Source organism: Jeotgalibacillus malaysiensis (genome assembly GCF_044789845.1).
GTDB lineage: Bacteria > Bacillota > Bacilli > Bacillales > Jeotgalibacillaceae > Jeotgalibacillus > Jeotgalibacillus malaysiensis_A.
The window spans coordinates 3,387,353-3,413,483 of sequence record NZ_CP085252.1 but is presented as its reverse complement, the minus strand read 5'-3'; the positions used below and the strand labels follow the sequence as shown (position 1 = coordinate 3,413,483).

Annotated in this window: 28 protein-coding genes and 1 riboswitch; of the genes, 15 read left to right on the top strand and 13 right to left on the bottom strand. The window is 44.0% G+C overall.

The annotated features are described in order from the left end of the window. Positions 1-107: 107 nt before the first annotated feature. The 9 genes from LG330_RS17635 to LG330_RS17595 all read left to right on the top strand — a co-directional run bounded on the left by LG330_RS17635 (position 108) and on the right by LG330_RS17595 (position 10,104). Positions 108-1,913, top strand: a complete 1,806-nt coding sequence (locus LG330_RS17635; protein WP_404406201.1) for a dihydroorotate dehydrogenase — start codon at positions 108-110, stop codon at positions 1,911-1,913. Between the two features lie 123 nt (positions 1,914-2,036). Continuing rightward, entirely contained in the window at positions 2,037-2,768 is a 732-nt protein-coding gene (locus LG330_RS17630) for a sulfite exporter TauE/SafE family protein (protein ID WP_404406199.1), read from the top strand. A 121-nt stretch (positions 2,769-2,889) separates the two neighbouring features. Further along, positions 2,890-3,552 carry a hypothetical protein gene (locus LG330_RS17625; RefSeq protein ID WP_404406197.1) on the top strand — a complete coding sequence of 221 codons (663 nt, stop codon included), beginning with the start codon at positions 2,890-2,892 and terminating at the stop codon, positions 3,550-3,552. Between the two features lie 154 nt (positions 3,553-3,706). Continuing rightward, positions 3,707-4,696 carry an ABC transporter substrate-binding protein gene (locus LG330_RS17620; protein WP_404406195.1) on the top strand — a complete coding sequence of 330 codons (990 nt, stop codon included), beginning with the start codon at positions 3,707-3,709 and terminating at the stop codon, positions 4,694-4,696. Between the two features lie 61 nt (positions 4,697-4,757). Beyond that, a complete protein-coding gene (locus LG330_RS17615; protein WP_404406193.1) occupies positions 4,758-5,762 on the top strand; it encodes a FecCD family ABC transporter permease in 1,005 nt (334 codons plus the stop codon). Then, a complete protein-coding gene (locus LG330_RS17610; protein ID WP_404406191.1) occupies positions 5,759-6,793 on the top strand; it encodes a FecCD family ABC transporter permease in 1,035 nt (344 codons plus the stop codon). Before LG330_RS17615 ends, LG330_RS17610 begins: the two co-directional genes overlap by 4 nt. Before the next feature lie 35 nt (positions 6,794-6,828). Continuing rightward, on the top strand, positions 6,829-7,476 hold the full coding sequence (locus tag LG330_RS17605; protein ID WP_404406189.1) for an IucA/IucC family C-terminal-domain containing protein: 648 nt from the start codon (positions 6,829-6,831) through the stop codon (positions 7,474-7,476). 177 nt (positions 7,477-7,653) lie between these two features. Then, the gene (locus LG330_RS17600) at positions 7,654-8,157 is read left to right on the top strand and encodes a hypothetical protein (RefSeq protein ID WP_404406187.1); all 504 of its coding nucleotides are present in this window, start codon (positions 7,654-7,656) and stop codon (positions 8,155-8,157) included. Positions 8,158-8,523: 366 nt separating this feature from the next. Further along, positions 8,524-10,104: a malate:quinone oxidoreductase gene (locus LG330_RS17595; RefSeq protein WP_404409660.1), complete on the top strand. Its 1,581-nt coding sequence runs from the start codon at positions 8,524-8,526 to the stop codon at positions 10,102-10,104. A 202-nt stretch (positions 10,105-10,306) separates the two neighbouring features. Here LG330_RS17595 and LG330_RS17590 read toward each other — a convergent pair whose 3' ends face one another. Together LG330_RS17590 and LG330_RS17585 are read right to left on the bottom strand one after the other, a co-directional pair. Continuing rightward, positions 10,307-11,200: a fructose bisphosphate aldolase gene (locus tag LG330_RS17590; protein ID WP_404409658.1), complete on the bottom strand. Its 894-nt coding sequence runs from the start codon at positions 11,198-11,200 to the stop codon at positions 10,307-10,309. A 135-nt stretch (positions 11,201-11,335) separates the two neighbouring features. After that, positions 11,336-12,175 carry an aldo/keto reductase gene (locus LG330_RS17585; RefSeq protein ID WP_404406185.1) on the bottom strand — a complete coding sequence of 280 codons (840 nt, stop codon included), beginning with the start codon at positions 12,173-12,175 and terminating at the stop codon, positions 11,336-11,338. A 179-nt stretch (positions 12,176-12,354) separates the two neighbouring features. Between LG330_RS17585 and LG330_RS17580 the strand changes: the two genes are divergently transcribed. The 4 genes from LG330_RS17580 (at position 12,355) to LG330_RS17565 (ending at position 15,608) form a co-directional block, all read left to right on the top strand. Then, positions 12,355-13,197 (top strand): methyl-accepting chemotaxis protein, encoded by an 843-nt coding sequence (locus LG330_RS17580; protein ID WP_404406183.1) that lies wholly within the window; start codon positions 12,355-12,357, stop codon positions 13,195-13,197. A gap of 240 nt (positions 13,198-13,437) precedes the next feature. Next, on the top strand, positions 13,438-14,019 hold the full coding sequence (locus LG330_RS17575; RefSeq protein ID WP_404406181.1) for a hypothetical protein: 582 nt from the start codon (positions 13,438-13,440) through the stop codon (positions 14,017-14,019). 63 nt (positions 14,020-14,082) lie between these two features. Next, positions 14,083-14,994, top strand: a complete 912-nt coding sequence (locus LG330_RS17570; protein ID WP_404406179.1) for an HD domain-containing phosphohydrolase — start codon at positions 14,083-14,085, stop codon at positions 14,992-14,994. Between the two features lie 161 nt (positions 14,995-15,155). Continuing rightward, on the top strand, positions 15,156-15,608 hold the full coding sequence (locus tag LG330_RS17565; protein WP_404406177.1) for a GNAT family N-acetyltransferase: 453 nt from the start codon (positions 15,156-15,158) through the stop codon (positions 15,606-15,608). Between the two features lie 39 nt (positions 15,609-15,647). On the opposite strand, the gene LG330_RS17560 is transcribed toward LG330_RS17565, so the two are convergent. Beyond that, positions 15,648-16,208 (bottom strand): DUF2179 domain-containing protein, encoded by a 561-nt coding sequence (locus tag LG330_RS17560; RefSeq protein ID WP_404406175.1) that lies wholly within the window; start codon positions 16,206-16,208, stop codon positions 15,648-15,650. 282 nt (positions 16,209-16,490) lie between these two features. Continuing rightward, a complete protein-coding gene (locus tag LG330_RS17555) occupies positions 16,491-17,357 on the bottom strand; it encodes a pirin family protein (RefSeq protein ID WP_404406173.1) in 867 nt (288 codons plus the stop codon). Positions 17,358-17,514: 157 nt separating this feature from the next. Between LG330_RS17555 and LG330_RS17550 the strand changes: the two genes are divergently transcribed. Together LG330_RS17550 and LG330_RS17545 are read left to right on the top strand one after the other, a co-directional pair. Continuing rightward, positions 17,515-17,955 (top strand): DUF2243 domain-containing protein, encoded by a 441-nt coding sequence (locus LG330_RS17550; RefSeq protein ID WP_404406171.1) that lies wholly within the window; start codon positions 17,515-17,517, stop codon positions 17,953-17,955. Then, positions 17,956-18,744, top strand: coding sequence for a cytochrome c oxidase assembly protein (locus tag LG330_RS17545; RefSeq protein ID WP_404406169.1), 789 nt, complete (start codon positions 17,956-17,958; stop codon positions 18,742-18,744). Between the two features lie 185 nt (positions 18,745-18,929). Here the strand turns inward: LG330_RS17545 and phnC are convergent, their stop codons facing one another. From phnC to LG330_RS17500, 9 genes are all read right to left on the bottom strand, one after another. After that, a complete protein-coding gene (phnC, locus tag LG330_RS17540) occupies positions 18,930-19,670 on the bottom strand; it encodes a phosphonate ABC transporter ATP-binding protein (RefSeq protein ID WP_404406167.1) in 741 nt (246 codons plus the stop codon). Positions 19,671-19,682: 12 nt separating this feature from the next. Then, a complete protein-coding gene (gene phnE, locus LG330_RS17535) occupies positions 19,683-20,435 on the bottom strand; it encodes a phosphonate ABC transporter, permease protein PhnE (RefSeq protein WP_404406165.1) in 753 nt (250 codons plus the stop codon). 11 nt (positions 20,436-20,446) lie between these two features. Beyond that, a complete protein-coding gene (gene phnD, locus LG330_RS17530) occupies positions 20,447-21,352 on the bottom strand; it encodes a phosphate/phosphite/phosphonate ABC transporter substrate-binding protein (RefSeq protein ID WP_404406163.1) in 906 nt (301 codons plus the stop codon). A gap of 261 nt (positions 21,353-21,613) precedes the next feature. Continuing rightward, the gene (locus tag LG330_RS17525; protein ID WP_404406161.1) at positions 21,614-22,309 is read right to left on the bottom strand and encodes an energy-coupling factor transporter transmembrane component T family protein; all 696 of its coding nucleotides are present in this window, start codon (positions 22,307-22,309) and stop codon (positions 21,614-21,616) included. After that, positions 22,281-23,660 carry an ABC transporter ATP-binding protein gene (locus LG330_RS17520; RefSeq protein ID WP_404406159.1) on the bottom strand — a complete coding sequence of 460 codons (1,380 nt, stop codon included), beginning with the start codon at positions 23,658-23,660 and terminating at the stop codon, positions 22,281-22,283. The genes LG330_RS17525 and LG330_RS17520 overlap by 29 nt, the downstream gene beginning before the upstream one ends. Further along, the gene (locus tag LG330_RS17515) at positions 23,653-24,225 is read right to left on the bottom strand and encodes an ECF transporter S component (RefSeq protein WP_404406157.1); all 573 of its coding nucleotides are present in this window, start codon (positions 24,223-24,225) and stop codon (positions 23,653-23,655) included. The genes LG330_RS17520 and LG330_RS17515 overlap by 8 nt, the downstream gene beginning before the upstream one ends. Then, entirely contained in the window at positions 24,218-24,808 is a 591-nt protein-coding gene (locus LG330_RS17510) for a YkoF family thiamine/hydroxymethylpyrimidine-binding protein (protein WP_404406155.1), read from the bottom strand. The genes LG330_RS17515 and LG330_RS17510 overlap by 8 nt, the downstream gene beginning before the upstream one ends. Positions 24,809-24,890: 82 nt before the next feature. Continuing rightward, positions 24,891-24,994: riboswitch (TPP riboswitch) on the bottom strand. Between the two features lie 287 nt (positions 24,995-25,281). Beyond that, positions 25,282-25,464 (bottom strand): DNA-directed RNA polymerase subunit alpha C-terminal domain-containing protein, encoded by a 183-nt coding sequence (locus tag LG330_RS17505; RefSeq protein WP_404406153.1) that lies wholly within the window; start codon positions 25,462-25,464, stop codon positions 25,282-25,284. A gap of 17 nt (positions 25,465-25,481) precedes the next feature. Further along, positions 25,482-25,982 (bottom strand): hypothetical protein, encoded by a 501-nt coding sequence (locus LG330_RS17500; protein ID WP_404406151.1) that lies wholly within the window; start codon positions 25,980-25,982, stop codon positions 25,482-25,484. Between the last annotated feature and the right edge of the window lie 149 nt (positions 25,983-26,131).

The window sequence follows — 26,131 nt, the reverse complement described above, 5'->3', positions numbered from 1 at the left end:
ACCTCCGTCCCCGCTGTCTCCAACCCAAAATTCCTCCCTGCCCATAGAACCCCACCCCTTCATACGATACAATCAAAGAACAAGATTCATCTCAATAGGAGGTTTACATGCCTGACTGGAGTTACCATCCGATTTTTCGTCCGTTGTTATCAAGACTTGAGGCGGGACAATCGAGAGAGTTTATATACAGAAGTATGGGCGTTGTGTCGTCACTGCCTGGCGGACGCGCGTTTATCAAGTTACTTGGACATATGACGCCAGGTGATTCCCTGCATCATACGACTGATGGGGTTCATTATAAAAGTGCTGTCGGAGTGAGTGCACGGCTTGATCCAAAGGGAACAGGTGCGAAGACTTTTGGTTCACTTGGGATTAGTGTGCTGGAAGCGGGACCCGTGTCGTTACATACAGAAGAAGCATCTGATCCTGAGATCGACTGGCGGGCAGAAAAAATCTATTTCTCATCAAAGGAACCGATGCAAAGTCTTGAAACATGCAGACGTGCAGTCAGTATGTTCGAAGGCCCGTCGCTGGTAACGATTGATGAAAGTATGACACTAGATCAGACAGTGGTCATCATCACTGAAATGAAGGATGCTATAAAAGGATTTATTCTGCATGAACATCAGATAGAAGCTGCAGAGTATGCAGATGTTGCTTATCTATTGCAACAGCCTGAAACGCTGAATGCAGTTTTACTTAGATCACCATACATAAAAGGTGTTGTAATAGATGCGCCTAAAAAAGAGTACAAACATACATTTACAGAAGATGACCAGGCACTTTCTGCATGTATAGAAGCCGCTAATGAAGTGCGTGCAGTTTCTGATGATCTTACTGTCGTCGTAAAAGGCGCTGTGAAAGAACCTGCTGATGCGAAGAAGTTAGTAGGTGCAGGTGCGTCTCTTCTTTTACTTGAGGAAGGGTATGTCTTTTCAGGGCCCGGACTTCCAAAGCGAATAAACGAATTGATGTTAGAAGAAACACCTGAGGAAGAAAATGCTAAAGGTGCACTGTGGGGGCTGCTTTTTGGGCTTGCGATTCTGATCGGCGGTATGATTGCGCTCGGGTTCAGTATGACCCGGATTATTCTGCCGTATGATGAACAGTTTATTGGCATGACAAGAGCAGAGATTGAAGCGTTTAATCCGGCTGTACTGGCTTTTATGGCACATGACCGGATGGCGCTTGCCGGGACGATGATCAGTGGCGGAATTTTATATATTCAGCTGGCACGTCATGGTCTTTCAAAACGTCTTCATTGGACTAAAGTCGCTTTTCATACTGCTGCAATAACAGGGTTTCTGGGGATTTTTGCGTTTATTGGCTATGGCTATTTTGACTGGCTTCACGGGGTGTTCTGGCTGGTTTTGCTGCCGATTTATCTGACGAGTTTTTATCTCACCCAAGAATCGCATGCATTTCCATCGTCATCTAATCGAACCAACAGCCGTGCCTGGAAGCTCAGCAATATTGGCCAGCTTCTATTTGTCATGATGGGTGCGATGATTATGGTTGGCGGCATTGTGATTACGTTCATCGGGATGACAGGCGTATTTGTCGCGACGGATCTAGGTTACTTATGCGTAACACCTGAAATGCTCCAAGCTGTTAATGAGCGTTTGATTCCGGTTATTGCACATGACCGGGCCGGTTTTGGAAGTGCACTGATCAGTGTTGGTCTGATCGTTCTGCTGCTTGCTTTATGGGGTTTCCGGGAAGGTGCAGCGTGGGTCTGGAATACGATCGCGATCGGGGCGCTGCCGGCATTCACTGCAGGTATTGCCACACACTTTGTGATTGGATACACAACGTTTATTCATTTACTGCCTGTTTACTTGCTTGTCGTTATTTATCTGGCAGGCCTGGTTTTTTCTTTTCCGTTTTTAAAAATGAAATCTAACACGTATTAAATTGGACGCTTTCATAAGAGGGCGTCTATTTTTAATAAGTAAAACTAATCAAAAAGCATAATTATTATCGATTTTACTTATATAAAAACTCCTTTTACAATATATACAAGAGGAGTGATCGGTATGGAACTGCTATTCATCTTTTTAACGGGCATCGTTGCGACAACACTTGGTACGCTTGCAGGTGGCGGTGGATTGATCAGTCTGCCGGTTATGCTGTTACTGGGTTTACCGGTACACAGTGCGATCGGGGCAAATAAGGTATCAAATACAGTCAGTTCATTCTCAGCATTTTATTATTTATTACGTCATAAAAATATCAATTTAAAAGAATCCCTCTGGATTATTCCTTTCAGCTTAGCCGGAGGCATCACGGGTGGTTTGATAGCTTCTGCACTGCCGGCTGAAAACCTGACGATTGTAGCAGTCATTCTTTTGATTTTTGCACTCACGACTTCTTTTTTAAACAAAAGTACTTTTGAACATAACCAAACGTTGAAACGAGGCGGATTTGGTGCAGCCGGACTTTACGGTATCGGAATTTATGATGGTTTATTTGGACCTGGACAGGGCACGCTGATGCTGTATTTGTTCAGCTGGCTGAAGGTCTCTTATATTAAAGCGGTCGGGCTCGTGCGTCTGGCTACGTTTTCGAGCTGTTTTGGTGCAGCAGTCACTTATATCGCAGCCGGTCATATTATCTGGCCGCTGACGCTTGCTTTACTTGCGGGATCTTTTCTCGGTGCGCAAACGGGCGTCAGGCTTGCACAAAAGATGAAGCCGTCCCAGGTAAAACCGCTGCTCAGAATTGTCACTGCAGTCCTCATCATTCAGCTAATCATTGAACAGCTATGATCTCGTATAAGTCTGAATTTTTAGATATTAGTGATATAATAAAAAATAGAAGTCACATTTAAAAGGAGGAAGCCTGTTAGCTGTAAATGTTCCGCTTGAGGTTAACTACTGGCTGTCACTGATGAGTACAGTGATTGCTTTTATCCTCACGTTTTTATTAAAAGATACTGTCCGTCAAGCTGATGAAATGGCCCACTCCATGTCTGATCAGGTCATTGAAGCATTCAGGTTTTTTAAAGGGGAGCCTGCCTTAGTGTATGTTCTCTTTTTAGGTATCGCAGTCGGACTGGCTGCAGGTTTTGTTGAAGAGTTTTGGCAGCTGTACCTTGTTGATGCAGGGATCGGGCTCTCTATTTTTGGGCTGTTTTATGGCGTCATTCTGGTCGTTCAAATACCCGGTGCGCTGGCTGCTCACGCGTTAAGAAAAAGATTCAGGCGTAAAAGTCTGCTGACAGTTGTGATTTTGACTGGTGCATCGGCGCTGATCTTCTCAGCATTTCAAGTCAACTGGCTTGGCGCTGCAGCTATCATCTTCTTTTTACTGGCTGCAGGCATGACAGAGCCGCTAATCCTGGGTGCGCTTCATGAAAAGGCAGACAACAGGATCAGGGCCACGCTTGAATCCTTTCAATCACTGGTTTTTAATGCAGTTCTAATTGTAGCTGGTACAGGATTTGGTTATATTGCCACTCAGTTCACACTTGCGACAGGCTTTTTATTCCTGGCCATTTTCAGTGTGGTGCCACTGGCGATGAGGGCATTTGGTAAATTCAATCATGAGTAAATGAAAAAGCAGTCTACGGGCTGTTTTTTGTTGTGCCCATTGCGCCGCTAAAAATAAATGAAAATAATTCTCAATGAGATATTGATAATCATTTTCACTTATAATACAATGATATTGCAAATGAAAATCATTATCACTAAAAGGAGTTAAGAAAATGAATAAAAAGTTATTGTTATTTATTGTTGCGTGTCTGGTTTCTGCTTTCGTGCTGGCAGCTTGCGGCGGCAGTGAGGAAGAGTCTACGGATGCAACTGAATCAGATAATGGCACTGCTTCAGAAGAAACTGAGTCTGAAGGCGGCGCAATTGAAGTTGAGCATGCGATGGGTACGACTACTTTAGAAGAAAAGCCTGAACGTGTTGTATCGCTTTATCAGGGTGCAACTGATACTGTACTTGAGTTTGATGTGACACCGGTTGGCGTTGTAGAATCGTGGGTACAGGTGCCGATGTATGATTACATAAAGGAAGACCTTCAGGATGTGACTTATGTGGGGCAGGAAACGCAGCCTAACCTTGAAGAGATTGCTGCTTTAGAGCCGGATGTGATTTTTGCTTCACAGATCCGTCATGAAGAGATTTATGAGCAGCTTTCACAGATTGCACCAACAATTGTAAACGAAACGATCTATGATTTTAAAGAAACAACGAACCTGATTGGTCAGGCGCTTGGAGAAGAAGAAAAGGCTGAAACGCTTTTAGCTGACTGGGAAAGCCGTATTGGAGACTTCCAGGAAAAGATCGCTTCTAATGAAAACTGGCCAATGAGCGCTGCTGTATTGAACTACCGTGCAGATCACGCACGTATTTATGTGACTGGCTTTGCCGGTTCAATTCTTCAGGAAGCAGGGTTTGAAGAGCCGATTGAACTTCAGGGTCAAAATGAAGAAATCGTGATGTTAAATGATAAAGAAGCTATTCCACAGATGAATGCAGATGTGTTCTTCCAGTTCATGGAGGATACACCGGATGTGCAGAACACATTTGAAGACTGGACGGCTCACCCGCTTTATCAGAACCTTGAAGCTGTACAGAACGATAACGTATTTACAGTAGATGAGGTTGCATGGAACATGGCTGGCGGTTTGCAGGCTGCGAACCTGATGCTTGATGATATGTACGAATATTTTGAGCTTGAGCAATAAGATTTGAGTGAGGGGGAGGCATATTGCGTCCCCTTTTTCTCATGAAAGAAGAGGCGTTATCATGTTACGTTCCCCAATACTAAAACTCACCGGTCTGATCAGCTTAATCGCTGCTGTTATTTTTCTGTTTCTGACAAGTCTGGCAGTTGGTCAGACGGCAATTCCCCTGCCTGAAACGTGGGAAGCGATTATCAGCTATGACCCGAATAATACGAACCATCTTATTATTGGCACCTCCCGTCTATCCAGAGGACTGATTTCTTTAGTGATTGGTATGAACCTTGCACTGGCAGGGGTTTTTGTCCAGGCGCTGACAAGAAATCCGCTTGCTGCACCCGATCTGTTAGGCATCAATGCGGGGGCCATTTTCTTTATTGTATTTGCGATTACCTGGCTTGAGATTTCATCACTTTCAGGTTATATGTGGTTTGCGTTTTTAGGCGCTGCCATTGCCGGAGGGACAGTCTTTTTCCTTGGAAGCCTTGGCCGTGATGGTCTTACACCGATCAAAGTCATTCTTGCAGGGGTTGCATTGTCAGCATTATTTGTATCCTTTACACAGGGCATGCTCGTACTTGATGAGCAGTCAATTCAAACGGTTCTTTTCTGGATCTCAGGCTCAGTGGCCGGGCGCGATCTGGAGATGCTGATGTCTGTTTTGCCATTTCTGTTAACTGCTTTAGTGATCAGTCTATTTATGGCGCGGCCGATGGGGGTTTTCTCATCAGGTGATGACGTAGCTAAAGGGCTTGGACAAAAAGTATGGCTGACGAAGCTTGTGATGGGGATGCTGGTCATTGTGCTTGCAGGCGGTTCAGTTGCCGTTGTTGGCTCTGTTGGTTTTATTGGCCTGATTGTACCTCACATGGCTAAAAGTCTTGTAGGTAATGATTACAGATGGATCCTGCCTTACAGTGGTCTTTTAGGAGCGGCAGTTTTGCTTGCTGCAGATATCATCGCCCGTGTTGTGATCGCGCCTCAGGAAGTGCCGATTGGTGTTATGACCGCATTTATAGGCGGACCATTCTTTATTTACCTTGCTAAAAAAGGAGTGTCGAAAAGATGAAGCAATGGACATTCCGTTTATTTAACGATCGTGTATCGATTCAGCTGTCGGCGCGCTGGCTGATGGTAACAGGTATCTGGTTACTGGCAGTGATGACCGTATTTTTAGTCAGTCTTTCATCAGGAAGTAACTGGATTCCGCTCACTGAAGTATTTATGCAGATCACAGGACAGATTGATCAGCATTCGTTTGTTGTAGAGACACTTCGCCTGCCGCGTGCGCTGATGGCGATTTTAGTTGGAGCGGCATTGGGTGTGGCTGGTCTGATCCTGCAGAGTCTGGTGAGAAATCCACTTGCTGCACCTGATATTATCGGGATTACAAGTGGCGCGTCTCTAGGTGCTGTTACATTTATTTCTTTTGGTGCCGGGGTCATCAGTATGCAATATTTACCCCTTTCAGCAATTGCAGGCGGCTTATTTGCGGCCCTTCTGATTTATCTGATTTCATGGAATAAAGGGGTAACGCCGATCAGGCTTGTGCTGATCGGGGTCGGGTTGTCCGCAATTATGAAGGCATGTGTGACGTTTATGCTGGTAATGAGTGATACGGCCACCACCACACAGTCCTATATATGGCTGACTGGCAGTATCTACGCTGCCTCATGGAGTGAAGTCACCTCAATGATCTGGTGGCTGCTCATCCCGATTCCGTTTTTAATCGTATTTGGCAGAGGTCTGAACGTAACAGAGCTTGGTGAGGATTTTTCGGTCAGTGTGGGCATTCGCGTGCAGCTCCAGCAGTTTATCTTTTTAATGTGCAGTGTGATGCTTGCAGGAACTGCAGCCGCTTATGCAGGAGGAATAGAATTTGTAGGATTGATGGCACCTCATATCGCAAGACGCCTCGTTCATCGTTCATTCCCGGGACTGGCCGTACTGACGGCGCTGATTGGTGCATTTCTCGTGCTCATTGCGGACCTTGTGGCACGGACGGTGTTCATGCCGCTTGATATTCCGGCAGGTGTATTCACCGCTGCAATCGGCGCACCATTTTTCCTCTATCTGCTGTTTCGCTACCGGAACCAGTGATGTAAAGATTAAACGCTTTTAAAAGGAGACTGATCATGGACTTAGAACAATACCGGATTGAAAAACAGCATGGCAGAGAAGGCTTACTGATTAAGCAGCTTGAGAACCCGGATGTAATCGCAGAAGTCGTTGGCCGCTATGCCCGCGTCAGTGATATTAAGCTTGAGTCAACGGCGGCCTCTCTTGTGATGAAAAGATATGCAGTGATGACTGCAGCAGCCGCTCTTGAATATTACGGACTCTATAAAGGAAAAGAAAATTGGCTGAAAGAAGCAGCGTTTCACTTTGATCATTTCGTATTACTCGAAGGTCAACAGTACCATGAAATGGACCGTGACTGGAAAACGGTTGTATTCGCAGAACATTTGACGCCAATGGTTCAGCACTTCTCTAAAACCTGTAAAATTCCTCAAAAGATTTTATGGGAAAATATCGCCGTGCGTATGCAGGCCGTGTTTCGGAAGAAAGCCGAGGAGTACCCTCAGGAAATGCTCGAAGCACTATTTAAAGAAATGACAGACCCTAAAGCAGAATGGACCGGCGTTGCAACAAATCCATTTACAAAATACCTTCAGCGACCGGAAAGCTGGGACGTGATTCCTGTAAGGGAGACATGCTGCAGGCTGTATCAGATTAAGGAGGGGCAGGAGCAGCCGTATTGCGGGAATTGTCCTTTGAGGTAAGCGGTACAGCGGGGACGGAGTTGAGTGATTCATTTTTGGAATGATTCTAAAAGTGGCGCACTCAACTCCGTCCCCGCTGTGCCATTTTTAATACCATTCTAATCGCCACCACCAACATTTCCCCTAATTTTTGTTATAATGTCCTAAAATCCTGTGACTGAGTAAGGGAGAGATCTCATGTTTGAAAATATAAAGAAGAACTTGGAAGAGCAGCGGTTCCGGTCAACATTTGTTCAGACATTACAGACGTTTGAAAAGTCGTTAAGAAATGGTGTTGGGGAAACGAAAGTAAGAAAAATTATAAGAAAAAAGGTTGATCCTGATGCGATGACCGGGATGATTGTCAGGACGATCCAGATGGCGGCTGACATTAAGGGAATGGCGGCTAACAAAGAGTCAATTGAAACGTATGCCAATCTTTTATATGCTGAGACGATTTTGATGCAGAAGGTGAATAAGGCAAGCCAGCAGGATAAAATTCCGCTCACGCATCACACGCTGATTGAAGCGATTGATGAAGTGAGCCGGGGATTTGAAAAAGCGATTGATCAGTATTTGAAGCTGAAGACGTCTGATGTAAATGATGAATTAGTGATTACGCGTGAGCTGAGAGGTCAGCGTGAGCGATTGAAAAAAGAGATTGAAAGACAGCGAAGCGCCGGAACAAAACACCTGGATTAGTATAGAAGTTTTAGATAGAGGTGTTTTAACTGGATAGGTTTCTGTTAATATTCGGGCTCCTTTTTTTTGCAGGAGGTTTTATTTTTTTCATAATGAACTTTATTTCAAAATATGAATCTATGGGATTTCTTATTTCGATCTTAGTAATGCTGAATGCAGCAATTGCGATTGGTGTTTCTGAAATTCTTAGTAAATTGAAGAAGGTTGTTTAAATGTTACCAGTTGGGCACCCTGGGGACGGAGGTTAAAGTGCTGTATGACGGCATTTTAACCTCCGTCCCCAGTATGACATGAACAAATAAAGATTTGAAAGAATCCCTCAGAATGATACAATATTAATATGTAGAAATAGTTCGAAAAATAACTATTAATCTTTTCAATAAAATCTTAGCTTACAAAAGGACGGTAAAAATGAGTAACAAACATATTAAATCAGACGTTATCTTAATTGGCGCCGGTATTATGAGTGCAACGCTTGGATCTTTGCTGAAGGAACTGGCTCCAGATTGGAATATAAAAGCTTTTGAACGCCTTGACAGTGCAGGGGAAGAAAGCTCAAATGAGTGGAACAATGCAGGGACAGGTCACTCTTCTTTATGTGAATTAAATTATACAAATGAATTACCTGACGGGACAATTGATGTCGCGAAAGCAAATAAAGTAAATGAGGAATTCCAGGTTTCCAAGCAGTTTTGGGCCCATTTGGTGGATAGTGGACTGATTAAGAATCCTAAGGAATTTATTATGGCTCTTCCTCATATGAGTCTGGTTCATGGTGAAAAAGATGTAAATTTTTTAAAAAACCGATTTAAAGCGCTTTCAGAAAATCCTTTGTTCTCCGGTATGGAGTATTCGGATGATCCGGAGAAGCTGAAGGAATGGATTCCCTTGATCATGGAAGGTCGTCAGGTGAATCAGCCGATCGCAGCAACGAAAATTGATGCTGGAACGGATGTGAATTTCGGTGCACTGACGCGTAAACTATTTGCTCATTTATCAGAAGAGGGCGTTTCAGTTAATTACAAGCATCAGGTTGACGATATGACGCGTACTGAGGATGGTGAGTGGGAACTGAAAATCCGCGACCTTAAAAACGATCGTCTTGAATACCATAAGGCGAAATTTGTCTTTATCGGTGCGGGCGGGGGAAGCCTTCATCTGCTTCAGAAATCAGGTATTCCTGAAAGCAAAAATGTTGGCGGGTTCCCGGTGAGCGGCTTATTCATGGTATGTAAAAAGACTGAGATCGTAGAGAAGCACTATGCAAAAGTGTACGGGAAAGCACCGGTTGGCGCACCGCCAATGTCTGTGCCGCACCTTGATACTCGCCTGATTGATGGAAAAGAATCATTATTCTTCGGTCCGTTCGCAGGATTCTCACCGAAGTTCCTGAAGACAGGTTCAAATATGGATCTGATTACTTCTGTGAAAAAGGACAACCTGACAACAATGGTTGCTGCAGGTATGAAAAATATGCCGCTGACAAAGTATTTGATCGAGCAGGTGCTGCAATCCAAGGAACAGCGTATGGAAGCGCTGCGTGAATTTGTACCGAATGCAAATAGTGATGACTGGGAGCTTGTTGTAGCCGGCCAGCGTGTCCAGGTCATTAAGGACACGAAGCAGGGCGGCAAAGGAACGCTTCAGTTTGGAACAGAGGTTATCAGCGGTGCAAACGGATCGATTGCTGCGCTGCTTGGTGCTTCACCAGGTGCTTCAACGTCAGTTTCCGTCATGCTCGATGTTCTGAACCGTTGCTTCCCTGACGAAATGAAGGGGTGGGAGCCGAAGATCAAGGAGATGATTCCTTCTTACGGAAAAAATCTGCTTGAGCATCCGGACTTGATTAAAGAAATTAACGAAACGACTTCAAATGCACTTGGTTTAGTGAATACCGGTGCTGCGATTGCTGAAGATCCGATTAAAGCAGAGACGACAACTGTATAATTTGATGAAATGCCGCGGGCTTTAGGAGTCTGCGGTGTTTTTTTAGAGAAGATACTGGTCCGTAGAATAATTGCGGTGGTTCTTAGAATAGACGTGAGTGTCCTTAGAAACTCATCTCTACTTCGTAGAAAAGTAAATTTAGACCTATGCAGAAAAAACAAAAAACTGCCTGCAGCATCATCGCTTCAGGCAGCATAAAATATTATTTCTTATTCACCGATGCATCATAAATCGTATCAATTGAATCTTTTAGTCCGGCGTCAAACTGCTCCTGTGTCTGGCCGTGGCGCAGATCAGATGCAAGTGCGCGTGAGAAACTGGCGATTAGGCCGTCATTTTCACGCAGCTTTTCGTTTGCCTCATCACGTGAGTACCCGCCTGACAATGCGACCACACGCACAACACGTGGATGCTCTACCAGCTCTTTAAAAAAGTTGGCTTTTGTTGGAATCGACAGCTTCAGCATCACATTCTGGTCTTCAGAGAGATTGTTCAGATGCTTCAAAATCTCATCCTTCATAATCGCCTCGCATTGTTCTTTATCTTTACTATGGATATTGACTTCAGGTTCAATGATCGGTACGAGACCTGCAGCAATAATTTGTTTGGCTACTTCGAATTGCTGGTCAATGACGTCTCTGATTCCTTTTTCATTTGGTTCATTAATGACTGAGCGCATCTTTGTACCGAAAATATGTCTTTCATTTGCACGGCGAAGGGTTTCGTCCAGATCACTAATCGGTTTCATAAGCTGCACGCCGTTTTCTTCATCTGCGAGTCCTTTATCGACTTTTAAAAACGGGACAACACCCTTTTCTTCCCATAGATAGTCGCCTGTATGCTTACCTTCGATATCACGATCCATTGTCTGTTCAAAGAGAATCGCGCCGAGTATTTTTTCAGATGTAAAAGCAGGAGAAGTAATGATTCTTGTGCGCATTTCATGGACCATATCGAACATTTCATCTTCATTGGAATATGCATTTTCCTCTACACCATAAGCTTTTAGTGCCTTTGGCGTACTGCCACCGCTCTGATCGAGTGCTGCGATAAAACCTTTTCCGTTCTTGACCTTGTCAAATTGCTCCTGATTCATTTTCTCCACTCCTTTAATATGTAATTTTTCTGCCACCTATACTCTTCCCTTTTTAATGGAACATCTAACATCTTTTGTGTAAAAATTTACTTATATTTAAAAAGGATCAGCAGTGCTGCCTGCTGATCCGGATCATTAAAATTCTTCATATTCTCGCGGATCCTGGTCTGCAATTCTTCCGTCTTCCCGCGTTAGACCATTAATTTTTTCAATTTCTTCATCGGATAATTCGAAATCAAACAGTTCAAGGTTTTCGCGCTGTCTGTGCGTATTAGAGGACCTTGGCAGTGAGATCGTATCGAGCTGATAGATCCATCTGAGAACGACTTGCCCTACTGACTTGTTATGCTGATTTGCAATGTTTTGAAGTGTCTCGTCGTTCAGAACGCTGCCGGCTCTCTCAAGCGGACTCCAGGCTTCTGTGAGAATCTCATGCTGCTTGTTGTATTCTCGCTGTTCTTTTTGAGAAAAGTAAGGGTGCAGTTCGATCTGATTAATCACTGGCTTTACACCGGTTTCTTTCTCAAGCCGCTCCAGATGCTCCGGCATAAAGTTACATACACCGATCGAGCGGACCCACCCTTTTTCCTGTGCAGTGATCAACGCTTTCCATGCTTCAACGTACTGATCCTGTTTTGGATTTGGCCAGTGAAGCAGGTACAGGTCCCAGTAGCTCAGGTTTGCACGGTAAAGTGATTCCTGAATCATCTCAAGCGCACGATCGTAATCATAATACTGTGCACGCAGTTTTGACGTTAAAAATAGATCATCACGGGAAATACCTGATCTTTTAACTGCTTCACCTAATGTGCCCTCGTTATCATAGCGGATCGCTGAGTCGAACAGGCGGTAGCCGTTTTTAATTGCAGCGGTCATTGATTCAACGCCCTGCTCGCCTTTTAGCGTATACGTCCCAAGACCTGTGACAGGGATTTTATAGCCATCATGCATCGTCCATTCCGGAATGTTGGTCATATGTAAGCTCCTTCATGAGTTTTCTATAATTTTTCCCTTAAGTATTTGGCTTAAACCTGAACATGCTTTTCAATGTGCCCCTTTTACCCGTTTTTGTTTATGATAACTAGGTCTTTAGTTTATCATTCTAAAGTATCGGGTATATAAAATATCTATAAAAAATAAAAGGGGTTATATCCATGCAATCAATCGAGTATTCAAATGAAACCACAACAAGTAAATTGGAAGCGTTTTTACAGGTTATACCTACTATACACGCGATGCTGCCTGACGTGGGCATTGGTGTAGTCGACACCGAAAAATGGCTTGCTTATTATCCTGGAAGGAAGATTGATATCGGGGCTCGGGCAGGTCGTAATATAGACCCGAATGAACCACTTGCTGAGTGCATTCGTGATCAAAAGGACATTAAGCAGGAAGTACCTGAAGCATTTTTCGGTGTCTCTTTCACAGGTCTTGCTGCGCCAATATTAGAAAATGGTCAGGTAATTGGAGCGATAGCGATTCAAATTCAGGAGCAGAACGAAAAAGCACTTCAGGAGATCTCGGATCAGATTTTTAAATCAATCAATCAGGCAAATGACAGAATAACTTCTATACATAACGGATCAGAGGGACTTGCTACTTATTCTTCAACACTGCTGCAGCAATCGACTGAGGCAACTGATGCGATGAAAAATACTGATGAAGTCATCAGTATGATTAAGAAGATCGCGAGTCAGACGAATATCCTCGGTCTGAATGCATCCATTGAAGCTGCAAGAGCAGGTGAGCATGGACGTGGATTTAATATTGTAGCGAAAGAAATCCGCAAATTATCAAATGATACACTCGAGTCTACAGAAAAAATCAGTTCAACATTAAAGCTGATGCAGGCGTCTATATTCGAAATTCAGTCAATGGTCGAAAATGTTGTGACTGTTGGCCGAGAGCAGGCCTCTGCGACCGAAGAAATCTCATCTTTTATAAATGAAATAGAAGAAATGAGTGTAAAACTTAAGGAATATGCAGCGAAGTTGTGATGAAATGACTATCATCTTATTTGTGAAACCCTCCCTCAACACGGTGGGTTTTTATATTTGTATACACACTTCCTGTATAATCATACAAGAGTGTTCGAAATATTTTAAAAATAATAGCCTTATCCTTTTAGCGCCTGTATAATAAAGGGGGGATAAAGTAGAGGTAATATCAGGTAAGATGTTATTTCGAAAAAGAATTTAAGAAGGTGCATTGCAACTAATAGGATAGGAGATGTAAAAATGAAAAAATTTATGACAGCACTATTTTCACTCGTTTTACTATTAAGTTTGGCAACACCGGCATTTGCAACAGGAGATACTTCGAATACAGACGCTTTAGAGGTAGTTGATGAGAAAAACAATGAGATCTATTCGGAAATTGATCATGGCGTCGCTGTTACAGATGCATTAAAAAATGATTATTTTAATGAGATTAGTCAACTTGACGAAGTTGCTCATATTCTAGCATTGAAAAAGGAAAAAACTGCGCTCTTGGTTGCACTGGAAGCGTCAGGTCAGGAAGATGGAGCATTGAATGAGGTGCTTTCAGTTAAAGAAGCTCAGCTTGAACAGGCGCATGGGGCATTAAATGCAGATTCCGAGCAGGTACAAACATACTTTGAATTAACAGCAGCATATGAAGCTGAGCGTGATGCAGTGATCAAGCACGTATACGACGTGACGCTTGCATTAACAGATCAGGGTATTCAGGAAGCAGCTGAACTTGGATTACTGGCGAAATGCAGCTGGGTGCATGTACGCTTTGGTGATACGAGAGAGTGGATTGATCCGATTGAGATCGTTGGCGGAACTAGAAATTAATATTTTATATGAGATAGAACGGGCGTAATACTCGTTCTATTTTAATTGTAAGGAGGTTGTAACATGAGGGGGTTTAGTATTAATAAAGCAGGCCATTCACTTGAGCAAGTTGATTATGACAGCACCAAAGTTAATCTTCTTGTTAATAATCCTAGGATGGAAATCATGGATCAATTAATAAAAAAAGATAAAATGTTCTATATTTATCCTAGCGCTCACGAAGAAGTATTGGAGTTTTATTATGTTTTATCTGGTGTATTCAAGTGTGAAGATTATGATGGTGAAAAGGTTGTACTTTCATCTGGAGATTATATTTGTTCTCAGGGGCTTGAAGAACCAGTTCATTTTAAAACGCTTGAAGACGTAAAGTTACTAATTTTCTCCAACGAAGAGTCTTTTTATCATGTTAGTGAAAAACTTGCAGCACTAGAAGAAGTCTCAAAGTTAGTAGAAGCAAAGGATCGTTATACAGCTAAACACAGTCAGCGGGTTGCTGAATATTCAGTAGGAATTGCCAGAAAAATGAAGATGGATACAGGCCATTTGAAAAGGCTCTCCAGGGCTGCTTTCCTACACGACATCGGCAAAGTACATGTCCCGGAAGACATTCTGAATAAACCGGGAAAATTGACAGAAAAAGAATATGAAATCATGAAAAAACATCCTGCAGACGGCGCTGCGATGGTTGAACAGACTTATTATAAGGATCTGGCTCCGATCATTCACCAGCATCATGAACGGCTTGATGGCTCCGGGTATCCGGACGGGCTAAAAGGTGACGAGATCCTGATTGAGGCAAAAATTATTGCAGTCAGTGATACCTTTGATGCGCTGACTGAAGACAGGATTTATCGTAAAGCCTGGACTGCCGAGAGTGCTTTAAAGGAAATAAAGGCGCATAAAGGCGATTTATATGATGAAACAGTCGTTGAATTATTTGAGGAAGTACTGCGTGAGGAAGGAAAAATAGATTGACACTTTTCTTTTGATCACGTAAAGTAAACGTTGCGATGAGCTCGTTTGCATAAGACGTTCGGATGTTATCACGTTGTGGAGCGTGGTCCGGCGCCGCAAATTTTGAGGAACCCCCTGGTCTTAGGATCAGGGGGTTTATTTTATATCTGGGGGACAATGTGATGCTGCTGAAAGCTGTACCTTATGAACAGCGTGCTGACTATATTGATTGGCTGCTTTTAGCTGACGATAGTGAAGATGCCGTCCGTTCATATATTGATTATGGAGATTTATACGTTATACATATTGAGGAACAGGTTGCCGGAGTTGTGCTTTTTATCACACTGTCTGAGCATAGCGTAGAGCTTAAAAACATTGCGCTGTCAGTAGATCAGCGGGGAAAAGGGTTAGGAAAAGAAGCGATTGATGCGGCAGTGAAATTATATAAAGATAATGGTTTTAAGACAATGAATGTTGGTACGGCGAATTCCAGTATTGAAAATCTTGCATTTTATCAAAAAGCAGGCTTTCGTATGTTTTCAATTATAAAAGACTACTTTGCAGACTATGATCCACCAGTCTATGAGCATGGAATCCGCAGGCTGGACCTGGTCATGTTTGAGCGCGAGCTGTAGATAGAAAAAACCGGCCGGGAAAAATCCCGAAGCCGGTTTTTAAGAGTCTTTTAACGCTTCCTTTTTCTGCAATCCGCGCTTTCTGTTACGTTTCATAGCCTTTGTAATATAGCCGCCTTTAAAGTTTCGCGGTTCATAGGAAACGATGAACGCATTTGGTTCATACGTGCTGACGATGTTAATAAATTCACGCTCACGGTCACGACGGGCTGTACAGTCGAGTCTGTAACGGCGTGCTTCATTCATTCCTTCCACTTCAGATGTTGATACACTGAAGCCTTCATTTCGCAGATTCTGAATTAACTCTTCATTTTTCCTGATAATATTGACTTCTATCGACACAAATCCGATTGCAAGCCGCTGCTCTAAGAGTTGTCCAAGGTATACACCAAGACCAAAACCTAATGCGTAAGCTGCCATATTTAAATAGTTTGATAGATCACTAAACACGAGACCAAGGGCAATAACATAGATAACACCTTCAAGCGTACCAAGCGCCGAGGCTTTCCCTTTCATTCCTTTTACCATCATAATTGTGCGAAGGGTCAGTACGGGAACAAAAATCAGCTGGGCAACAAAAATAATTAAAGCTTGTAGCAAGCGTGACACCTTCTTTCTAAAAACGTTCTGTTAAGTTTACCAAGCGTTGCTTCCTGAGAGCAAGTGACACAATTATGACATTGGACATTTATCTACTGCTATAAATTTTTTCTGTCAGCAATCAGATTAATTCTATCACCTTTCCACTTATTTCAAAACACGTCTTCCGCTTCTCTGCATGAAACATTTTCCATGGTACTCCGTATAAAGCATAAGGATTGATAAAAATGGTATCACATAATAAAAAGAGGATGGGCAGTCCCATCCTCTTTTAGCAGTGTCTTATTTCACCGCAGGCTTGCCAAACTTCCCGGCCTGGAAATCACGCATCGCATCACGGATCTCATCCATGTTGCTCATCACAAATGGGCCGTGTGCAACATAATCTTCTTTCAGTGGAACGCCTGAATATAGAAGCAGGCGTGCACGTGTCTTCGCGCGGATTGTGAATTCACTGTCTGCATCGCTTCCGTCTTCTTTATACGTCAGGATTCCAACATCCGTTTTCGCAAGTGGAACTGATGATTCTCCTGCCTCGATTTCCCCTGCTGTCACATAGAAAAATCCATTATGATTTTCAGGGATCACATGCTTGTATTCAGCCCCTTCTTTCAAACGGATTTCAGTCATTGTGATTGGAACAAGGCTTTCCATCGGTCCTTTGACTCCGGCAATCTCTCCGGAATATACGCGTACACTGCCACCGTCCACCTCTGCTACCGGTGCATCTTCAAGGTAGACGTTCTGATAAGAAGTTGTGGTTGTCCGCAGCTCGTGCGGCAGGTTCAGCCAGAGCTGAAACGTATGAATCAGGTCATCATCCACTGCTTCCTCACCGTGTCGCGCAGCCCAGCCGGCGTTCATATACTGCACATCTCCTGCGTCAAGAATTGAATGTCCGCCGTGATTATCTATATGTTCAAGTCTGCCATCTACTACATAGGTGATGGTCTGGAATCCTCTGTGCGGATGGTCTGAAAAAGTCCCGCGCTTGAACCAGTCATCTGCCATTAAAATAAATGGATCAAATTCCTTCATCCGTTCAGGCGGTAAAATCCACCCCTGCTGGACGTGGGGATATCCATTTTGATTATAAGAAACTCTCCAATGATCTTTTACATCTCTTTTAAAGCGATTTTCTTCAGCCATTTGAATCACTCCTTCATGTACTACTGAACCATATTTCGCCTGTAAAAACCAATCATTCATTAGGCTGAAGTTTTTTTCTGGGAAATCTTGAGAATGTCTGTTTCAGGAAAATATAAGAGGGTACCTGAAAAACAACGATGAAAAAGAGGTGAAAAAGATGGAGAAAAAGCAGCATCTTTGGTCAGGCGTCTTATTCGGGATTGGATTAATGGTGATCATTGATGAAGTCATTTTCCACCAGCTGCTTCAATGGCATCATTTCTATGACCGTGCGACAACCGGATTTGGTATTCTTACTGATGGGTTACTGACATCATTCGGCTTCTTTGCAGCAGTGTTCGGGCTGTTTCTATTTGCAGATCTCAGAAGAAAATTACATATTCATTGGGCAAAATGGATTGGTAGCGTCTGTCTTGGGGCGGGTGGATTTCAATTGTTTGATGGGATCGTCAATCACAAATTATTGCAGATCCATCAAATCCGCTATGGCGTTGATATTTTGCCATACGACCTTGCGTGGAATCTATTTGCAGCTGCACTCCTGGTCGCAGGAGCAGTCCTATTAAAGAAAACGTCATTCACCAGGGGGGCTGATTAGATGGAGCATGTACATGAAGCCTCTTTTCCCGGTCCCGGATTTGAAGTTGCAGTTGTGATGATTGGTGTGATCGCATTAACTGCTTATTACCTTGGCTATGAAAAGCAGTCGAACTGGCCCGGCTATCGTTTCGTCCTATTTATCGCCGGTGTAACAACAGCTGTTACCAGTCTTGCGGGACCTCTTGCAAATGGTGCGCATGGTAATTTCACACTACACATGGTCGTCCACTTACTGCTGGGGATGCTGGCTCCGCTTTTACTGGTGTTATCAAAACCGGTTACATTGTTGTTAAAATCGCTTCCTGTTTTAAAAGCGAGACAGCTGACTTCTCTTATAAAAAGAAGCAGATATATCAGCTTATTACATGTCCCTTTGACAGGAGCTTTTTTAAATATTGGCGGGCTGTTCCTGCTATATATGACAGGTCTGTTCCACCAGATACATTCATCTCTCGTTCTATTTATTCTTGTTCACCTGCATGTGTTCCTCGCAGGATATTTATTCACTCACGTCATATTGGAAGCAGACTTCACTGCCCACCGTTATTCCTTTTATCATCGTGCAGCAATTCTGATTCTTGCACTTGCAGGACACAAAATTCTCTCTAAAATGATTTATGCAACTCCGCCTGAGGGGATCAGCCGGACAGCGGGGGAAAGTGGTGCGATGCTGATGTATTACGGGGGTGACGCGATAGATGTAATGTTGATTATTCTCATCTGTTATCAGTGGTACCGCAGCCGCCAGAAAACCTTTACGATCCAGAACAAGCCCTCTCCTGTGTGAAGAGATTTGAAATCTTGCAGCGTTCGGCAGATCAGTATGGATGTTCAAAGGAGTGCACGTAAACTTCGGCGGAAATCATCCTGCCCTCAACGTATTTCAGCCCGGCTTCAATACTTCGGGACTTTTGATTAGCCACTACTAAACTGAAAAAACTGCCGGACACGCATACCAGTGCCCGGCAGTTTTCATTCATCACCATAAGTCTCGTTATATTCTTCCTGACCGAACATCTCCGGCAGTCCATCAAAAATCACCTGACCATCCTTTAGTGCAATCACCCGGTCAGCGTATTTCTTCGCCATTTGAAGATCATGGACATTAATGATTGTCAGCAGTCCCAGGTCATCATGCATATTCCGCAGCAGCGTGAAAATCTGATTGGCTGTTCCGGGATCAAGTGAAGCAACAGGTTCATCGCCAAGCATGACAGCCGGCTTTTGGACAAGTGCTCTTGCGATACCTACACGCTGCTTCTGTCCGCCAGAGAGCTGTTCCACGCGGCGGTTTTCAAATCCATTCAGTCCAACACTTCTGATTGCGTTATGAGCAGCGGACTTTTCCTCTTTTGTAAAAAGACCCGTCAGATTTTTAAATGAAGAGCGGCTGCCAAACAGACCGGTTAATACATTTTGCATCACAGACAAACGCGGGATCAGGTTAAACTGCTGAAAAATCATACCTGTATGCTGCCGGATCTGTCTGAGTTCAGCTTCACTCAGTTTTTTCAGAGACTGCTCACTGTAAATCACGTCACCTTCAGTTGGTGTCTGAAGTCCATTCAGGCAGCGGATAAACGTTGATTTGCCGGCACCGCTTTTACCCAGCACGCAGATAAATTCCCCTTTTGTAAATGTCAGATTAACCGCCTGGAGTGCTTTTGTCTGAGAACCAGGATATGTTACTGACACCTCTTTACATTCGATCATCCTGTTCACTCCTTAAATGACACGGTTTCTGATATAGCTGGTGAGAAAATCAATGACGATGACCATGATCATGATAATCAGGACATCGAGTGCGACTGCGCTATATTGAAATGTTTTAAAATCATTGAACAGCCGCTGGCCAATTCCGCCGCCACCGATGAATCCGAGTACGAGCGATGTACGGATTGCCACTTCGAAACGATAGAAAAAATGTGATAACACATTCGGCCAGATCTGAGGCAGAATACTGAACAGGTGCGCAGTCCAGCGTTTGGCTCCTACTGCGCGCATGGCCTCCTGCGGACCGGGATCAGCTGCTTCAATCAGCTCTGAAATCAGCTTGCCAAGTACGCCGACATTGTGAATCATAATCGCGATCACTGCCGGAAATGGACCGAGACCAAGCATGGTCAGCAGAATTAGCCCAATGACGATCTCAGGAACAGACCGGATAAAGCTCAGACCCGTTCTTAAAAAGTAAAAGAATCCAGTCGGCGCTGTGTTTTTTGCTGCCAAAAAGCTGATTGGAAGCGCCACAAGCAGTGCAAGAAAGCTTCCGAGAAATGCCATAGCGAGTGTTTCACCGGCATCCTCAATCATGAGCGGCAGTTTTGATGTATCCATTGGAAACCATTGTCCCAGGAACTCGATCATATTTCCAAAGTCCCGAAATTTTGCAAGGTCAAATTCAGTTATACGCATACTGAATAACACCAAAGCAATCAAAATAGCTGCAAGTGCGATGTGCTTTTTCTTAAACCACAAAGCAATCAGCTCTATTCAGCATCTAAAATGCCTTCTTTTTGTGCCGCATCTAAAATACTGTCGTAATCCTCAGGTGTTGCTTCTGTAAATCCTGATGCACCGAATGCGTCCAGAATTTCAGGGTCTTCAATCGCTAAAAATGCCTCCTGCAATGAAGCGATCGTATCTTCATCAGTGCCTGCAGTAACAGCCCACGGATACTGGAAGAGCGGTTCTGACGTCCAGATCACTTTTAACTGGCTGTCATCGATTTTACCAGATTCAATCAGCTGGTTATAAATCGCGCTGTCAATCGCTCCGGCATCGACCTGTCCATTTTGCACAGCAAGCGCCGTTGCGTCATGAGAACCGGTAAATCTGACTGTACTGAATTCATAGCTGTCTTCTGATTCATACACACCACGGTCCTGCAGTTCAATTGAAGGGATCAGTGAGCCTGAAGTTGAGTTTGGATCACCAAACGCAAAATCGATTTCTGACGGGTCACTCAGCAGTTCTTCAATTGATTCAAACGGCTGATCCTGGTGCGTAATGATATAGGAATGGTAAAACGGTTCATCATTTACAAGCTGTGTAATAATTGCTTTTGCATCGCTTCTTTCCTGTGCGATCACATATGTCAACGGTCCAAGATAAGCCATATCAATCTGGTCAAAGTTCATCGCTTCAACGACACCATTATAGTCAGGGTAAACGTCAATTTCCGTTTCCCGTCCAAGTGCCTCTGTCAGCACGTCCTGAAGCTTATTCATCGCGCCTTCCATTTCACCCTCAGTCTGTGCGGGGATGACACCGATTGTAAATACTTCATCTGTGGAGCTTTGTTGGTCTGTGTCCTCGGTTTCTTCAGCGTTTCCGCATGCAGCAAGCACTAACGCAGTGGATAGTGCAGCAGCTGATAACATCATTTTTTTCATGTTAATATTCCTCGTTTCAGTCTGATTTTGAACAATAGTTAAATTTTATGCTTAATTGGGGGAGGTGTAAAGAAATTGTCAGGACCGGTTCGTAGAAAAGTGGGTGATGTTCACAGAATGGAGGAATGTGTGCTAAAAAAAATGAGTGGTTTTCGAAGAAAAACACGAGTCGTTCGCAGAAAAACACACCATGTTCGCAGGAAAGTGTAAATAGTCCTGGGTCTGCTCCCTAAAAAACAGCCGGCCGACGCCAGCTGTTTCTCATAATACTCCTGCAGCCATGCTCCCGCACAGCAGGACCAAAAACAAAGCAATTCCTGCTGCATCAACCCGGCCGACAGATATTTTCCGGTAAAAATCCCGTTTGCCTTGACCGGTAAATCCGCGCGCTTCCATTGCAAAAGCAGTCCGCTCCGCTTTTCTCACAGCACCGGCGAGCATTGGAATCAGTACATGCCGCATCGCGAGTACCCTTTTAACAGGAGACTTCGGCACTTCAAGTCCCCTTAGCTGTTGAGCCTGCCGGATCTGGAAAAATTCATCCTTTAAAACAGGCAGGAACTGATATCCGACGAGGATGCTGTACGCAATTTTTGGAGACAGCTTCATCTGCTGCATCAGGCTTAAGATGAAATCAACCGGTTTTGTGGTAAAGACAAAAAGCAGAGACAGGCTGGAGAATGCAAGCACCCTGAAGCTTAGGGACAGTGCAGTGCCAAGCGTGCTGTCTTCACTGCCAAATACAAGTGTCGTCCAGAAATAACCGACTGCGCCAAGCAGGAAGGGAAGCATCATCAGGCTCCACACCTTCCATGAAATTTTTGCGAAAATCAACTGGATCAATACAACACCGACAAAGAACACAAGTGGCGTCCATGGATTGAAAAAGAATGCCATTGCGATCATTGAAACGGTGATCGCAATGAATTTAACCGAAGGATTCATACGGTTGATCATGCAGGTCACCTCCGAATGGCGGACATAAGCGGTGCTGTTTAAGAAGCTCTTGATCTTGCCAGACTGTAGTAGGACTGAATGGACCGCTCAGACTGCCTTTATGTAATAAAAGCAGTGAATCTGCCACACGGTCTGCAAAATTCATATCGTGCGTCACGATCAGAAATGTGACGCCCTCATTTGCGCGCGCTGTAATCAGATTTTCAAGCTCCCGTAAAGTAGCTTTGTCCTGTCCGGCAGTCGGTTCATCCATTACGATCACAGGCCGTCCGTCACAAAGCATGGCACCAATCGCTGTCCGTCTCTTTTGACCATGACTGACAGCAAAAGGATTTGATTCACTCACTTTATTCAGGTATAACCGCTTGAGAATATCTTCCACATCTGATCCTCCGCCAAATAAAAGCTCTTCTCTGACTGACTTCGTTAAGAATAAGAATTCAGGAGACTGCGGTACATATCCGATCCGTTTTGGTTCTACCTGGCCGCCAGTGGATTTCAGCCCGCACAATGCCTTCAGCAGCGTGGATTTTCCACTGCCATTTGGACCTGCAAGAACTGCAATCTCTCCTTTTTTTAATGAAAAAGTGGCTGGTGAAACAATTGGCTCTACAGCCAGGCCTTTTGCAGCTAAAGCGATCTGATCTGTCTGGATTTGCTCCCTTGTGATTGCCTGTTCAACAGGTTTTGAAGCAACCATCTGCCATTCCCGGTCAAAAAAGTCGTTCCATAAAGCAACCTGATGATCAATCGCAATCACTGTCAGGTTTTTTGATTCATGAAGGCCGCGGAGCCAAGCGACAAACTCCTGAGCGGTCACCGGATCTAAGTGTGTGAGCGGCTCGTCAAGCAGAAGAATTTCAGGCTCTAACACCCACGCACATGCAGTAGCGACACGCTGCTTCTGACCGCCTGACAGTGTCTGAATAACAGATTCCCTGAACGATTCCAGCCCGGTTTCCTGTAACACCTGTTCGATCCGGTCATTAATTTTATCTGATGGTACACCCACATTTTCAAGTGTAAAAGCGAGCTCTTCTTCAACGGTCTGCATACAAAACTGACTGTCAGGATCCTGAAAAACAGTGGCAATCCGCTGATTAATTTCACCTGGTGCATAGTCAGCTGCTGCCTTTTCGAGCAGGTCAACCTGTCCTGAGATGATCCCGTCACAGTTTTCAGGGTAAAGGCGGTTAAGCAGGTATAAAAGCGTAGACTTCCCGCACCCGCTTGGTCCTGTGATCACAACACGTTCGCCGGCTCTTACCTCAAAATGCAGCTGTTCAAATACCGGCTCCGCATCATCTGGAAAACGGAATGATACATTCTGCAAAGAGATGACGTTATACATGTGCATCACGCTTTGTAATGGCATAGCCTCTCAGCGAACCTGTCGCAAGCAGTGCATCTACAAGGTATTTACCGCCAATTCCTGCAATAACGGCACCACTCATCACACGGATCACAAACATCAGTAATACATATTCAGTGCTGAGCGCTGCAAAACCGCCTAACAGATACCCGTACACAAAGCTGAACACCGCGGCCCCCGCACCAGCCATCATATAAATCCCAAGGTTAAAATGGCGATACCTCGTGGCGGCAAAAACAGCTTCAGCTCCAAGTCCCTGAATCACTCCTACTAAAATCAAACGGGGACCGAGTGCGTTCCCAAGCATGACTTCAATCGCAGCAGCCATGGTCTCAGGAATCACTGCAGCACCAGGCTTTCGGATGATCGCCATGACAATAATAGACACGATAAACCAGATACCGAAGATCCATTCATATGCAATCGGACCAATCAAAGATGCCCAGATGTTTCCGATATGTACAAACAATAAGTAAATAATGCCGAATACAACTGCAAATAGCGACATCAGAACGACTTCTTTCAGCTTCCAACTCTTAAGCATGGTGATCCCCCTTGTGAGATGGACTATTGATACTCATTGACATGGTCATCACTAAATGCCGGTGCTCATCTGATCTTGACTTACCGAAAGTCTCCTCATAAAAATCAAACACTTCATGAATATCTCCATGTATCCCGCTTGCATAATGCATAGAGTCATTGAATACACCGCGTTCCTTTGCACGATCTACTTCCCTGTAGATGACACTCATATAATCCGGATTGTTCATCGGGTATAGTGCGAATTGTGAAGAAACATATTGCTTTGTTTCTTCATGGTTGTGCACTTCTTGATCAACGTCCATATAAGAATCGCCTGCTGTATCACCCGGACAGCCTGCTGAAAAAGTTGCATTGATGGCGACATGTTCACCGGTTTTTGCAGCATGCAGCGTAATCGCTTTGATCACGTTAAATACATGCTGTTCCTGTCCGCGAATCACGGTTGAGACATCATCTGTATGCTTCCAGACACCAGTCAGGTCAGTTGCCTCGAGCGCGCCTTTAATGACCGAAATAAAATCTCCCGCCATTGGATGCAGTGAAAAACGGCATCCGACAATTTTGCTTGTTCCACATTCCATTTAGTATTCCTCCCAGGAGCAGTTTTTTACACAAAAAAAGACCACATCCGCGAAAGATGTAGCCACTGCTCCTGATATAAAAAGAGAAGTCACTACACTTCCTCACGCAGGTATTATCCTGATCGAGTCATAAGGGATCGGAGCTAATGCTCACATCTCAGCTAATTTGCACCCCTAGTGCAGATAACGGTATTTAATTTTCTGTGCACGACCACTATATCACCAGAGATTTGAATGTGCAACACCCTGAAAAACTAATTAGAACCATATTATGACTTTTTGTTAAAAAATCATTCCCTCGGTTCAAATATCAGCACACCAATAACCGCAATCACGAGGCTGAACAATACGGAATAGAACCAGTGCCGGCCCTGAGTGGTTTTATTCAAAATATTCATCACGGCACTAATGCAAAAGGTCACGAAAAATACAAAAAAGATCAGAATGATTGTCATCATATAAATCGTCACCTCTTAAGTATTTTTGAAAGATCCACCTGCTTCTTTCAGCTGACGGATGGTTTTTGGTCCAACGCCGTGGAGGGAAAGAAGCTCTTTTTCGGTGTACGCTCTTATATCATTCATCGTTTTAATCCCTGCCTGATCGAATGCGCGCTGTGAAGGTTTGCTTAAGTTAAAAGGTAGTTCGGTCGTCATGCCTGCTTTCCTCCTTTTTAAAAAAGCATAGTTGGAAGTTCTTCAAGCCGCTGGTCTGTGCTGCGGGTAATTTTCAGTGAATAGCCGGGTTTTGAATGTGCACTTCCACGGACAGTGAGGGTCCTTTTGCGGTCAGCCATCTCAATCGTCAGCCACTTGCGTCCGTTCTCTGAAGTTTTGATACACTCAGATACTTCACTTGCTGTCAGTAAAATGATTTCAGTGTTCTGGAGGTCTTCTTCACCACAGATAAAAGCGAACAGATACTGGTTGTCATGCTGGCTGCGAAGCGTCTTTTCCATTTCTGTATCGTAAAAGGAGAAGGTCCAGATACGGGATTCTTTTTTAAAACGGGGTGTAAACGAGTATTTTGCATAAATAAAGTAGCTGTCGGTTTCATTTTCAAGCGCATAGATTCTCCGGTCCTGTCCGCCTTCTTTCATAACAGGGGAGAATCCTCGGTTCACAAGGTGTGACAGCAGCGCGCCAAAGTAAAAATCCACTTTCGGAATACTCATATCATTGCTCCTCCTTTCAAGTAAGGTAGTTACTTCTTATTATGAAGCACTTTTCAGCAGATTTACATTTTTAACACTTGAGCGGTCATTATTCTTGCATTCAGTCTGGAATCATTAGATGCTATGTGTATGAAAAATGCACTGGAGGA